The organism is Vibrio sp. C8, from assembly GCF_054051265.1.
Map to the genome: position 1 here is coordinate 86,986 of NZ_JBPAOE010000044.1, position 12,511 is coordinate 99,496.

Here is a 12,511-nt window from a genome sequence, read left to right on the forward strand (position 1 = left end):
GGAAAGAATAATGGCAATCGAAATTAATGTACCTGATATCGGTGCGGATGAGGTTGAAGTTACTGAGATTCTTGTAAGCGTTGGCGACAAGGTTGAAGAAGAACAATCTCTTATTACGGTAGAAGGCGATAAAGCTTCTATGGAAGTACCTGCTTCTCAAGCGGGTATCGTAAAAGAAATCAAAGTTGTTGCTGGTGATAAAGTAACAACAGGTTCACTGATTATGATCTTCGAAGAAGCGGGCGCAGCTGCGCCTGCTCCAGCGGCAGAAGCAGCTCCAGTAGCTGCACCTGCAGCTGCGGCAGCAAGTGAACTGAAAGAAGTTTGTGTACCGGATATCGGTGGCGACGAAGTTGAAGTCACTGAAATCCTAGTTGCTGTTGGCGATTCAATCGCTGAAGAGCAATCTCTACTGACAGTAGAAGGTGACAAAGCTTCAATGGAAGTACCTGCACCATTTGCTGGTACGCTAAAAGAAATCAAAGTTGCAGCTGGCGATAAAGTATCAACTGGCTCACTAGTGATGATCTTCGAAGTTGCAGGTTCAGGTGCAGCCGCTCCTGCACCAGTTGCAGCGGCAGCTCCGGCAGCGGCACCAGCAGCATCTAGCGTTAAAGAAGTTAACGTTCCAGATATCGGCGGCGACGAAGTTGAAGTCACTGAAATCATGGTAGCGGTTGGCGATACAGTAACTGAAGAGCAATCTCTGATTACTGTTGAAGGTGACAAAGCTTCTATGGAAGTACCTGCACCGTTTGCTGGTACGGTTAAAGAAATCAAAGTTGCAGCTGGCGATAAAGTATCAACTGGCTCATTGATCATGGTGTTCGAAGTAGCCGGTGCAGCTCCTGCGCCAGCAGCACCAGCTCAAGCTGTGGCTCCTGCTGCAGCTCCAGCTCCTAAAGCTGAAGCTGCAAAACCAGCAGCAGCTCCCGCAGCAACTGAGTTTGAAGAGAACAACGACTACGCTCACGCTTCACCTGTTGTTCGTCGCCTAGCGCGCGAATTCGGTGTAAACCTAGCGAAAGTGAAAGGTTCTGGCCGTAAGAGCCGTATCCTGAAAGAAGACGTACAGAACTACGTGAAAGAGGCTCTTAAGCGTCTTGAATCTGGTGTTGCAGCTTCTGGTAAAGGTGACGGAGCAGCTCTTGGTCTACTTCCTTGGCCGAAAGTTGATTTCAGCAAGTTTGGTGAAACTGAAGTTCAACCTCTATCTCGTATTAAGAAGATTTCTGGTGCGAACCTACACCGTAACTGGGTCATGATCCCTCACGTTACACAGTGGGATAACGCAGACATCACTGAACTAGAAAACTTCCGTAAAGAGCAAAATGCGATTGAAGCGAAGAAAGACACTGGCATGAAGATCACTCCACTAGTGTTCATCATGAAAGCTGTTGCTAAAGCGCTTGAAGCGTTCCCTGCATTTAACTCTTCTCTTTCTGAAGATGGCGAAAGCTTGATTCTGAAGAAATACGTGAACGTAGGTATCGCGGTTGATACGCCAAACGGTCTAGTTGTTCCAGTATTCAAAGACGTGAACAAGAAAGGCATTTACGAACTTTCTGAAGAGCTAGCAGTAGTATCTAAGAAAGCTCGTGCAGGTAAACTGACAGCAGCAGACATGCAAGGCGGCTGTTTCACTATCTCTAGCCTAGGTGGCATTGGTGGTACTGCATTTACGCCAATCGTGAATGCGCCAGAAGTTGGTATCCTTGGTGTATCTAAGTCTGAAATGAAGCCTGTTTGGAACGGTAAAGAGTTCGAAGCTCGTCTACAACTTCCACTATCTCTATCATACGACCACCGTGTGATCGATGGTGCTGAAGGTGCACGCTTCATCACTTACTTGAACAACTGCCTAAGCGACATCCGTCGTCTAGTGCTGTAATCAAAAAGAGACAAGGCGGCAATAGCCGCCTTGATTCAGTATTTATCCAACTAATTTGAAATTGGCTGCTTTTCTTGAAAATAGAAAAATTTCCTGCATTTGAATTGTTGGCTAGCTCACAGGCTAAATGGATTTACTTTTCACACCATTAACATCTCTGTAAACTGTTGCGGTCTGAAAAATAAACGTATTATACAAAAAGATATCATACCCACTCAGCCTGTTAGGGATATTGACTACAAGAGGTCGAAATGAGCAAAGAAATTAAAGCCCAAGTTGTTGTACTTGGTGCAGGTCCTGCTGGTTACTCCGCTGCATTCCGTTGTGCCGACTTAGGTCTGGAAACTGTACTTGTTGAACGCTACAGCACTCTTGGCGGTGTATGTTTGAACGTGGGTTGTATCCCATCAAAAGCACTGTTACACGTAGCGAAAGTTATCGAAGAAGCAAAAGCACTTGCGGAACACGGTATCGTATTCGGCGAACCTCAAACGGATATCGATAAAATCCGTCTATGGAAAGAAAAAGTAATTAACCAGTTAACTGGCGGTCTTGGCGGAATGGCTAAGATGCGTAAAGTCACTGTTGTTAACGGTTTTGGTAAGTTTACTGGCCCTAACACTATCGAAGTGGAAGGTGAAGACGGTAAAACAACAGTAAACTTCGACAACGCTATTGTGGCTGCGGGTTCTCGCCCAATCAAACTGCCATTTATTCCACATGAAGACCCACGTATTTGGGATTCAACTGACGCTCTAGAGCTGAAAGAAGTCCCTGGAAAACTGTTGATCATGGGCGGCGGTATCATCGGCTTAGAAATGGCGACTGTTTATCATTCACTTGGTTCTCAAATTGATGTGGTTGAAATGTTTGACCAACTTATCCCTGCTGCGGATAAAGATATGGTTAAGGTTTACACTAAGCGCATCAAAGACAAGTTCAACCTGATGCTGGAAACTAAAGTTACAGCAGTTGAAGCGAAAGAAGATGGTATCTACGTTTCAATGGAAGGCAAAAAAGCGCCAGCGGAAGCTGAACGTTATGATGCTGTGCTAGTTGCTATCGGTCGTGTGCCAAATGGTAAGCTAATGGATGCTGAAAAAGCAGGCATTGAAGTGGACGAGCGTGGCTTTATCAACGTTGATAAGCAAATGCGTACTAACGTTCCTCATATCTTTGCTATCGGTGACATCGTTGGTCAACCAATGCTTGCTCACAAAGGTGTGCATGAAGGTCACGTAGCGGCAGAAGTTATTTCTGGTAAGAAACACTACTTTGACCCGAAAGTTATCCCATCAATTGCTTACACTGAGCCAGAGGTTGCCTGGGTTGGTAAGACTGAGAAAGAAGCGAAGGCAGAAGGCATCAACTACGAAGTGGCGACATTCCCATGGGCAGCATCAGGCCGTGCAATCGCGTCTGACTGTGCAGATGGTATGACTAAGCTAATCTTTGATAAAGAGACTCACCGCGTGATTGGTGGCGCTATCGTTGGTACTAACGGTGGTGAACTGCTAGGCGAAATCGGTCTTGCTATCGAGATGGGTTGTGATGCTGAAGATATCGCTCTAACTATCCACGCTCACCCAACTCTACATGAGTCTGTAGGTCTAGCGGCGGAAGTGTTTGAAGGTACAATTACTGACCTGCCAAACGCAAAAGCTAAGAAGAAATAATTCTTCTTGAGATATAAAAAACCGCTGAATATTCAGCGGTTTTTTTTATATCTAAACGTTAAGTCTGCTATCAACGGCTAGCTATTTATAGATACACAGCATATCCATGTAGGTATTCGCTAATTGGTTGATGCTCTCTTTGTCTTCCACTCGATTTGCCTGAACAAACAATGAGTAGCAAAGACCGTGGAATAGCATAGTCAGCTCTTCTGGGTCATGCTTATCGCACACTTCACCACGTTCAATCGCTTTGCTGAAAATGTTCTTAACTAGTAGATGATTGGTTCGGTTGGTTGACATAAAGAGTGGCCATACTTCATCACGAGTTGAAGCACTCCATTCAAACCACACTTTTAGCCAGTAGCAATCCTGATAGCTGATTTCCACTAACTCTTGGGTGATGTTGCTTAGGTTCTCTTTGGCTGGTAAGTCTAAATCAATATTATCGGTTAAGAAGTTAGAGAATTGACGAACCACGTAAGTAAGAACTTCATCCACCAAGTCTTCACGAGTAGGGAAGTAGTTGAATACCGTAGCTACTGAGACTTGAGCGATTTCAGCGATATCAGCATGTCCGCCACGGCCGATGCCACGTCTGGCGAAAACCTCTAGCGCGATTTCCATAAGTTGAAGTTTACGTTTCTGGGGAGATAGCCGTGTTCTCGGGCGTTTCTCAATAGATGCGTCCATAGTTGTAAGTCCTGCCATTTTTAGTTGTTACGTTGTTAGTTGAGTGTTTTCCACTCTAATGATTATTTTGTTAGTTGCTTAAAGCTCTATGAGTGTACTGGTGCATATATTGAAGGTCAATGTTTGAACTAAGTATTCGCTCCCATTATTAAAAATGAGCTTTATCAACAAGTTCAAATTATATAGATATAGGCTCATCATCTAGGGGGGAGAAAAGGTTAACTCTGTCGTCCGGCAGTGTTACTATACGCGCCGAATAAATTCTGCGGCGCGTTATTATTGAGATGTGCCCCAACCAAACGAGAATGGTATGAAGCATACAGTTGAAGTAATGATTTCTGAGCAAGACGTTCAGGAACGTATCCGTGAACTAGGTAAGCAAATTTCTCAACACTACCAAGGCAGCGAAGATTTGGTGCTGGTTGGTTTGTTGCGTGGTTCTTTTGTTTTCATGGCTGACTTGGCTCGCTCGATTGAGCTGATTCACCAAGTAGACTTTATGACAGCATCTAGCTACGGCAACTCAATGACGAGTTCTCGTGATGTTCGCATCCTGAAAGATTTAGATGATGACATCAAAGGTAAAGATGTTCTGCTTGTTGAAGACATCATTGATACTGGCAACACTCTAAATAAAGTGAAAGAAATCCTATCTCTACGTGAGCCTAAATCAATTCAAATTTGTACTCTGCTTGATAAGCCTTCTCGTCGCGAAGTGAACGTAGAGGTGTCTTGGGTTGGCTTTGAAATCCCAGATGAATTCGTTGTGGGTGTGGGGATCGATTACGCACAAAAATACCGCCATTTACCTTATATCGGTAAAGTTGTTCCTCAGGAATAATTGCCTTTGTTGTTAAAAATGAAAAAGCCCACATCAGTGGGCTTTTTGTGTTCTTAGCTTTTAGTAAGCAATTAGCGACAAAGCAGTTGGTGTTCTGGATTGAGAATTTTTTCCATAGCTTTGTTGTAGCTATCATTGATAGTTTTAGGAGAGTTGCAGCGAACACCTAAGTACTCTAGCTTGCCGTCTTCTATACCATAAACAACACCATGAAGTTCTACATCCTGGCCTCGTTCCCAAGCGTTTTGCAGTATGGTTGAGTTTGCAAGATTATGAACCTGTTCTGCGACATTTATTTCCGCCAACTTGTCAGAACGATCCGCTTCTGGCATTTGTTCAATATATTTGCGGTGCTTATAGTACAAATCACGAATGTGCAGTAACCAGTTGTTGATCAAACCCAGCTGTGGGTTGTCGATTGAGGCTGTCACACCACCACATCCGTAGTGTCCACAAACAATAATGTGTTTCACTTTAAGTACATCAACCGCATACTGAACAACAGAAAGGCAGTTTAAGTCAGTGTGAACGACTTGGTTGGCAACATTACGATGAACGAACAATTCGCCTGAATATAGGCCAGTTAAACGTTCTGCTGGTACGCGGCTGTCTGAACAACCAATCCATAAAAAATCTGGATTCTGTCCTTCAGCAAGCTGAGTAAAGTACTCTGGGCGATCAGCTTTAATCGACTCTGACCACTTTGAGTTGTTTTCGAATAGTTGTTTAATCTCTGGCATGTTACTTCCCTTAATAACAATACCTAAGTAACTTCAAGATACTTAGGTATAAACCAACTATACACAATGTCATTCCTTCTATCTCTGACTATTTCGCCTAGAGATTACTCATCTGAGCAGTGTTGAAAATTATCCATGAATTCTATTGGCTAACAACACCCAGTTAGTAAGGCTATTTAAACGCAGTGTGGTTTAAGGTTTATAAAAACTATTTAATGCTTGGGGTTGAAAACTGCCGTTAAAATCGGCACATATACGGTATCTCAAAAAAAAGAGCTCCATTATGTACGCATTAGAAATAGATCAACTGCGTAAAACTTACGCTGGTGGTTTTGAAGCGCTGAAAGGTATCAGTGTGTCTGTCAAAAAGGGCGATTTTTACGCCTTGCTTGGGCCTAACGGTGCTGGTAAATCGACGACTATCGGTATCATTTCTTCGCTGGTTAATAAAACATCGGGTAAGGTGAAGGTGTTTGGTTATGACATTGATACTCACCTTGAAGAAGCGAAACAACATCTGGGTCTTGTCCCTCAGGAATTTAACTTCAACCAGTTTGAAACGGTAGAGCAGATTGTCATTCAACAAGCGGGTTATTACGGTGTTTCAAAAGCGTTAGCCAAAGAGAGAGCAGAGAAGTATCTCACCCAGCTAGATTTGTGGGAGAAGCGCAAAGAGCGTGCTCGCAACCTGTCTGGTGGTATGAAGCGTCGTCTGATGATTGCTCGTGCACTAATGCACGAGCCACAACTGCTGATTCTTGATGAACCGACGGCTGGGGTTGATATCGAGTTACGTCGCTCTATGTGGGAGTTTCTGAAGAAGATAAATGCTCAGGGTATTACGATTATCCTGACGACTCACTATCTGGAAGAAGCAGAAATGCTGTGCCGTAACATCGGTATTATCAACCGTGGTGAAGTTATCGAAAATACCACCATGAAAGGCTTGTTATCTAAGCTTCATGTCGAAACTTTTGTGTTGGATATCGAAAACGAAAGCCAGCTAATAGAGCTTGATGGTGTCATTTCGCAAACCCTGAAAGACGGTTCGCTGGAAATTGAAATCGAAAAGACAGAAGGGCTAAACCACATCTTTAGTCAGCTTACAGAACAAGGTGTAAGAGTATTGTCGATGCGTAATAAAGCTAACCGTTTAGAAGAGCTGTTTGTTCGAATTGTTCGCGAACAGAGTTAAGGAACCACTATGTATCAAATTTATTGGACAGCTTTTGTTAGCTTGTTAAGTAAAGAAGTCACTCGCTTTACACGAATTTGGGTGCAAACCCTAGTTCCACCAGTGATTACCATGTGCCTCTATTTCATCATTTTTGGTAACTTGATTGGTTCTCGCATCGGTCAGATGAACGGCTTTAGCTACATGGAGTACATCATTCCTGGTTTGATTATGATGTCAGTGATTACCAACTCCTATTCAAACGTAGCATCTTCATTTTTTAGTGCCAAGATGCAGAAGAATATTGAAGAGTTGCTCGTGGCGCCGGTGCCTAACTTCGTCATCATTGCGGGTTATGTCATGGGCGGTGTCACTCGTGGTTTGTTGGTTGGTTCGCTGGTAACCTTTGTATCTTTATTCTTTGTACATTTGAATGTGGAACACTGGGGTGTGATCTTCCTGACCGTATTTATGACCTCTGTTGTTTTTGCATTGGGCGGCTTAATCAATGCTGTGTTTGCCAAAACCTTTGACGATATTTCTATTGTTCCGACCTTCGTTCTTACGCCGTTGACCTATTTAGGCGGTGTATTTTATTCGATCAGCTTGTTGCCAGAGTTCTGGCAAGGTGTGTCAAAGGTTAACCCAATTTTTTATATGGTGAACGCATTCCGCTATGGCTTCTTGGGTGTGTCAGATGTGGATATAGTCACTTCTTTTAGCGTACTCAGTGTGTTTGTCGTTGCGCTTTACTGCGTCGCTCACTACTTGGTCACTAAAGGTAAAGGGCTGCGCAGCTAATCATTTATCTTCGCAATAACTTATTTAGATGCTCATTTTAGCTCAATAAAAAAGGTCAACGTAAGTTGACCTTTTTCTTTTTAAACCAAAGTATTATGGAATTTAAATATCAGCTTAGCTTTGTTGTTCTGATACGAAATCGACAACTTTATTGTCGATCAGTCTGACTTTACCCAAGAATGCAGACATCAGAATCACGACTTGCTTGGTTTCTTCAGAAGCGGGTAGCAAAGTGCGGGAATCACGGATAAAGATTTGATCCGGTTCTAGTCCTGCCGCACGCAACTGGTCTTGAGCATCGACAACGATAGTATCGTAATCACGACGACCACCACGCAAAGCGCTGCTGATCCAGTGCATAGTACGGGCAAGCACTGGTGCACGTTGACGCTCGTTTAGTGATAGCAAGTTGTTGCGAGAACTCATCGCAAGGCCATCCATCTCACGCACAGTAGGCACACCGACAATCTCGATATCCATGCATAGGTCTGCAACCATTTGGCGAATCACAGCTAGTTGTTGGAAATCTTTTTCGCCAAAGCAGGCAACATCAGGTTTAACGATGTTAAATAACTTTGTTACCACTGTTGCAACGCCACGGAAGTGACCCGGACGCGAAGCGCCCTCAAGCATGGTTGATAACCCAGGGACTTCAACCGAAGTCTGCTTATCAAGGCCATGTGGGTACATGATTTCTGGGGTCGGTGTGAATACGATTTCTACGTTTTCACTGGTCAGTTTGTTGTAGTCATCTTCCAGTGTACGAGGGTAACTATTGAGGTCATCCGCGCGTTCAAACTGCATTGGGTTAACAAAAATACTTACGATAACAACATCTGCTAGTTCGCGAGCTTTACGCACGAGAGTCAGGTGACCTTCGTGTAAGTTACCCATAGTTGGAACAAACGCCACTTTTCGACCATCACGCTTATACTGTTGGATCTGCTCGCGAAGAGCTGAGATATCAGCATATGTCTGCATGAACTACTCCTTAGGCAATAGTATGTGCTTCATCAGGGAAGCGTCCGGCTTCTACGTCAGCAATGTAAGCTGCAACAGCTTTATGCATGTCGCCTGTTTCAGCAAGGAAATTCTTTGAGAATTTTGGCATGTAATTGGCTGAAATTCCGAACATATCGTGCATCACAAGTATTTGGCCATCAGTGCTGTTACCGGCACCAATACCGATAACTGGTACATCCAAAATTTGAGTAATGCGCTCTGCCAATCCAGCAGGTACGCATTCAAGAAGAACGATTTGTGCGCCAGCTTCTTGCAGTGCAATAGCGTCTTTCACCATACGGTCTGCTTGTTCTTGGTCACGGCCTTGAACTTTGTAACCACCAAAGATGTTCACTGATTGAGGCGTCAAACCTAGGTGTGCACAAACCGGTACAGCACGTTCAGTAAGCATTTTAACGGTATCGACTAACCAGTCACCGCCTTCGATTTTCACCATGTTCGCGCCAGCGCGCATGATTTTTGCTGCATTTTCACATGCTTGTTCAGGCGTTGCGTAACTCATGAACGGCATGTCCGCCATTAGCAAGCAGTTAGGGCTACCTTTACGCACACAACGCGTGTGGTAAGCGATATCGTCAACGCTGACAGGTAGAGTGTCACTCTCACCTTGCAGAACCATACCCAGTGAATCGCCTACTAAAAGAACAGGCATCTCTTGGTTTTCAAATAGTTGCGCGAAGCTTGCGTCATAGGCAGTAGAAGTCGCAAATTTTCGACCTTCTTTTTTCCACTTCATTAGGTCGTTGATCGTTATTTTTTTCATTGTATGTCCTTACTAAGTCAATTGGTCAGAGCTTGGCTATTGCCAAATACTCAGCCCATTGAGCGGAACAGATTTAAGTAACTCTTGCAGCGAAGTGCCATCAGGAAGTTGCAGCTCAGGTGCGATTTCTGCAAGTGGATAAAGGACAAATTCTCTGACACGCATGCCGTAGTGGGGTACGGTTAATCGCTCAGAATCGATGTTCTCATTGCCATAAAGCACGATGTCGAGGTCGAGAGTTCTTGGTCCCCAACGCTCATCTTTACGGACTCTCCCTTGTTCCTGTTCAATCGCCTGAGTGCAATTAAGCAGCTCAAGAGGTGTTAATTCTGTCTCAACTGCCACCACAGCATTGATGTAATCGGGTTGATTTTGTGGACCCATAGGTGTGCTGCTGTACAGTGATGAAGCCGCGATAAAACGCGACTTCGGTAACTTGGTTAGTGCTTCAATAGCATTGTTGGCTTGAGTCACAGGGTCGCTGAGATTACTGCCTACTGCGATATACGCTATTGTCATGATGCTGGTTTGCTCTTTTTCTTGCGTGTCGATGGACGACGGCGACGAGTACCAGAAGGTTTAGCTACGCTGTCTAGATCGGCCACCATTGCTTGTCGCATAGTACGACCCGCAGTTTGGAAAGTTTGCCACCAGTCTGCCAGTTGCTTCACTTCACCGTCTTCTACTTCACCGCGCATTTCTAGGAAATCGAAACCAGCACGGAATTTATTCAGTTCCATCAAACGGAAAGCACGTTTACCGTTACGACGAGGTAGGCGTAACTGTAGCTGCCAAATTTCGCGCATAGTAGCGGTGTGACGGCGAGGAATCGCAATCGATTTAACCACTTCATCGAGAATCTTGTTGCTCGCTTCCATGATGGCATCGTAATAATTGAAGTTATGCGTTTCCATCATCTCTTCAGCAAGTTTAACCATCGGATACCAAAAAATTGCAGCAAACATAAAGGCAGGATTGATACGCTTACCTTCTTCAATGCGCAGATCCGTTGAATCAAGCACTAAGTCGAGCATGTGCTCTGCCTGTGATGAGTAATCCTCGGTGAAATGACGCGCTATGGTCGGGAACACTTGTTGGAACAGGTTGTACTCGCGCATCAGGTGGTACGTTTCCAAACCGTGCCCTGATTGCAGCATTTTCAGCATCTCTTCATAGAGACGAGCTGCAGGAACATCGCGCAATAGTGGCGCTAAATCTTCAATTGGCGCAGCGGTATCTTCTTCGATATCGAAATCCAGTTTTACTGCAAAACGAACCGCGCGAAGCATACGTACAGGATCTTCGCGGTAACGAGTTTCCGGATCACCGATAAGACGAACAAGTCTGTCTTCAAGATCTTCCATACCACCTGCGTAGTCGTGGATAGAGTAATCTGCGATGTTGTAGTACATAGCGTTGATAGTGAAGTCACGGCGCTCTGCATCTTCATCAATGGTGCCGTAGACGTTATCGCGCAGCAGCATGCCAGCTTCTGACTGGGCAGCCAGCTGTTTGTTTGGTTCCTGATGGTGCCCACGGAACGTCGCTACTTCAATGATGTCGCGTCCAAACATGATATGTGCAAGGCGGAAACGGCGACCAATCAAACGACAGTTGCGGAACAACTGACGAATTTCTTCTGGTGTCGCGTTGGTTGCGATATCGAAATCTTTTGGTATTTCTTCGAGTAATAAATCTCGAACACCACCACCGACTAGGTAGGCGTCAAAACCCGCACCCTGAAGACGATACAACACCTTTAACGCGTTATCGCTAATCTGCTTACGCGAAATGTTGTGTTCTTGGCGCGTGACGATATTCAAAGCTAAGCTTGGATATATGTGATGTTCGCTTTCTTTTAAGTCGTTGTTATTCATGTATTTTTTACAATGATTGGTGTTGCCTTTTGTGTTGTTCATCTATTCGATTACAACCCAAACTGGCTGGATTTGCGGCTAATAATAGCTTACAAGGCGTCATTTGAGAATCTTGGTGTGATCTCGATCTGCTGTGGAAGCTGCTCAATATGCCAATTCTTTGTTCCCCAATCGATGATCTCATCAATTTGACCACCTGCGATTTCCTTGGGGAAGTTAAACCCTAAAAACTGCATCGCTTTTATTAGCGTTGGCTTAGGGGTGTTAGGATCAATCGCTGTTGCATGGTTTTGTTTAGATAACTTATTGCCGTTGATGTCCATTGCAAGCGGCAAATGCAGATAGCTTACCGGTGCTTGGTTGAGCGTTTTATACAAGCTGATTTGACGGCCTGTTGGCTCAATCAGATCTGCGCCTCGTACAACCTCTGTGACACCTTGGTCAATGTCATCAATCACTACTGCTAAGTTATAAGCGTACAAACCATCTCGACGCTTAATAATGAAATCTTCTCTGCTTAGTGCTTCAGGTATTGTCATCTCGCCGTGTTTCAGGTCGATGAATGACGAGACCGGATGATCCATCCGTAGTCGCACTGAGCATTCAGAGCGGTTTGTTAATCCTTTATCTCGGCATGTCCCAAGATAGAAGTCACCCGCTGCTTTAATTTGTTTACGCGTGCATTGGCAAAAGTAAGCTTGGCCAGATGCGAGCCAATGATCGATTTGCTGTTGATATAAATGGTGTCGCTGGCTCTGATAAACAACCTCTCCATCCCACTCTAATCCATATGCTTCTAATGCCTTTAATATAAGGCTGGCAGCGCCGGGCATTTCTCTTGGTGGATCGAGGTCTTCAATTCTTACTAACCATTGACCAAGTTGCGATTTGGCTTGGAAGTAACTGCCTAAAGCGGCGACCAATGAACCAAAATGTAATGGCCCAGAAGGAGAAGGGGCGAAACGACCAACGTAACTCATAATGCCTATATTTACTTAACAAGATGGATAGAAGAAGTGTAAGTATCAAACTTTA

The 12,511-nt window shown here is 44.4% G+C and carries 12 protein-coding genes; 5 read left to right on the top strand and 7 right to left on the bottom strand.

Translation table 11 applies throughout. From position 1 onward, the window contains the following. The first annotated feature begins 10 nt into the window (after nt 1-10). Both aceF and lpdA read left to right on the top strand, forming a co-directional pair. Nucleotides 11-1,891, top strand: a complete 1,881-nt coding sequence (gene aceF / locus ACRQQK_RS15930) for a pyruvate dehydrogenase complex dihydrolipoyllysine-residue acetyltransferase (RefSeq protein WP_457512988.1) — start codon at nt 11-13, stop codon at nt 1,889-1,891. Nucleotides 1,892-2,142: 251 nt separating this feature from the next. Continuing rightward, nucleotides 2,143-3,567 carry a dihydrolipoyl dehydrogenase gene (gene lpdA / locus ACRQQK_RS15935; RefSeq protein ID WP_457512989.1) on the top strand — a complete coding sequence of 475 codons (1,425 nt, stop codon included), beginning with the start codon at nt 2,143-2,145 and terminating at the stop codon, nt 3,565-3,567. A gap of 81 nt (nt 3,568-3,648) precedes the next feature. On the opposite strand, the gene ACRQQK_RS15940 is transcribed toward lpdA, so the two are convergent. After that, nucleotides 3,649-4,257, bottom strand: a complete 609-nt coding sequence (locus tag ACRQQK_RS15940) for a LuxR/HapR/OpaR family quorum-sensing transcriptional regulator (protein WP_457512991.1) — start codon at nt 4,255-4,257, stop codon at nt 3,649-3,651. Nucleotides 4,258-4,567: 310 nt separating this feature from the next. Between ACRQQK_RS15940 and hpt the strand changes: the two genes are divergently transcribed. Next, on the top strand, nt 4,568-5,098 hold the full coding sequence (gene hpt, locus ACRQQK_RS15945; RefSeq protein ID WP_457512993.1) for a hypoxanthine phosphoribosyltransferase: 531 nt from the start codon (nt 4,568-4,570) through the stop codon (nt 5,096-5,098). Between the two features lie 71 nt (nt 5,099-5,169). Here the strand turns inward: hpt and can are convergent, their stop codons facing one another. Then, nucleotides 5,170-5,838, bottom strand: a complete 669-nt coding sequence (gene can / locus ACRQQK_RS15950; RefSeq protein WP_457512995.1) for a carbonate dehydratase — start codon at nt 5,836-5,838, stop codon at nt 5,170-5,172. Nucleotides 5,839-6,121: 283 nt separating this feature from the next. On the opposite strand from can, the gene ACRQQK_RS15955 reads away from it, so the two are divergent. After that, nucleotides 6,122-7,033 carry an ABC transporter ATP-binding protein gene (locus ACRQQK_RS15955; protein WP_457512996.1) on the top strand — a complete coding sequence of 304 codons (912 nt, stop codon included), beginning with the start codon at nt 6,122-6,124 and terminating at the stop codon, nt 7,031-7,033. A 9-nt stretch (nt 7,034-7,042) separates the two neighbouring features. Next, on the top strand, nt 7,043-7,813 hold the full coding sequence (locus ACRQQK_RS15960; RefSeq protein WP_457512998.1) for an ABC transporter permease: 771 nt from the start codon (nt 7,043-7,045) through the stop codon (nt 7,811-7,813). A 114-nt stretch (nt 7,814-7,927) separates the two neighbouring features. On the opposite strand, the gene panC is transcribed toward ACRQQK_RS15960, so the two are convergent. From panC to gluQRS, 5 genes are all read right to left on the bottom strand, one after another. Further along, nucleotides 7,928-8,794: a pantoate--beta-alanine ligase gene (gene panC, locus ACRQQK_RS15965; protein WP_457513000.1), complete on the bottom strand. Its 867-nt coding sequence runs from the start codon at nt 8,792-8,794 to the stop codon at nt 7,928-7,930. A 10-nt stretch (nt 8,795-8,804) separates the two neighbouring features. After that, nucleotides 8,805-9,599, bottom strand: a complete 795-nt coding sequence (gene panB / locus ACRQQK_RS15970; RefSeq protein WP_102963216.1) for a 3-methyl-2-oxobutanoate hydroxymethyltransferase — start codon at nt 9,597-9,599, stop codon at nt 8,805-8,807. Nucleotides 9,600-9,635: 36 nt separating this feature from the next. After that, nucleotides 9,636-10,118 carry a 2-amino-4-hydroxy-6-hydroxymethyldihydropteridine diphosphokinase gene (gene folK / locus ACRQQK_RS15975; protein WP_102963217.1) on the bottom strand — a complete coding sequence of 161 codons (483 nt, stop codon included), beginning with the start codon at nt 10,116-10,118 and terminating at the stop codon, nt 9,636-9,638. After that, nucleotides 10,115-11,476, bottom strand: a complete 1,362-nt coding sequence (pcnB, locus tag ACRQQK_RS15980) for a polynucleotide adenylyltransferase PcnB (protein ID WP_102963307.1) — start codon at nt 11,474-11,476, stop codon at nt 10,115-10,117. The genes folK and pcnB overlap by 4 nt, the downstream gene beginning before the upstream one ends. An 89-nt stretch (nt 11,477-11,565) precedes the next feature. Then, a complete protein-coding gene (gene gluQRS / locus ACRQQK_RS15985; protein WP_457513003.1) occupies nt 11,566-12,456 on the bottom strand; it encodes a tRNA glutamyl-Q(34) synthetase GluQRS in 891 nt (296 codons plus the stop codon). Nucleotides 12,457-12,511: the final 55 nt, after the last annotated feature.

What these genes read in the sequence shown, in the direction of transcription:
- aceF (WP_457512988.1), top strand. Translation starts at nt 11, where the DNA reads ATGGCAATCGAAATTAATGTACCTGATATCGGTGCGGATGAGGTTGAA.
- lpdA (WP_457512989.1), top strand. Translation starts at nt 2,143, where the DNA reads ATGAGCAAAGAAATTAAAGCCCAAGTTGTTGTACTTGGTGCAGGTCCT.
- ACRQQK_RS15940 (WP_457512991.1), bottom strand. Translation starts at nt 4,257, where the DNA reads ATGGACGCATCTATTGAGAAACGCCCGAGAACACGGCTATCTCCCCAG.
- hpt (WP_457512993.1), top strand. Translation starts at nt 4,568, where the DNA reads ATGAAGCATACAGTTGAAGTAATGATTTCTGAGCAAGACGTTCAGGAA.
- can (WP_457512995.1), bottom strand. Translation starts at nt 5,838, where the DNA reads ATGCCAGAGATTAAACAACTATTCGAAAACAACTCAAAGTGGTCAGAG.
- ACRQQK_RS15955 (WP_457512996.1), top strand. Translation starts at nt 6,122, where the DNA reads ATGTACGCATTAGAAATAGATCAACTGCGTAAAACTTACGCTGGTGGT.
- ACRQQK_RS15960 (WP_457512998.1), top strand. Translation starts at nt 7,043, where the DNA reads ATGTATCAAATTTATTGGACAGCTTTTGTTAGCTTGTTAAGTAAAGAA.
- panC (WP_457513000.1), bottom strand. Translation starts at nt 8,794, where the DNA reads ATGCAGACATATGCTGATATCTCAGCTCTTCGCGAGCAGATCCAACAG.
- panB (WP_102963216.1), bottom strand. Translation starts at nt 9,599, where the DNA reads ATGAAAAAAATAACGATCAACGACCTAATGAAGTGGAAAAAAGAAGGT.
- folK (WP_102963217.1), bottom strand. Translation starts at nt 10,118, where the DNA reads ATGACAATAGCGTATATCGCAGTAGGCAGTAATCTCAGCGACCCTGTG.
- pcnB (WP_102963307.1), bottom strand. Translation starts at nt 11,476, where the DNA reads ATGAATAACAACGACTTAAAAGAAAGCGAACATCACATATATCCAAGC.
- gluQRS (WP_457513003.1), bottom strand. Translation starts at nt 12,456, where the DNA reads ATGAGTTACGTTGGTCGTTTCGCCCCTTCTCCTTCTGGGCCATTACAT.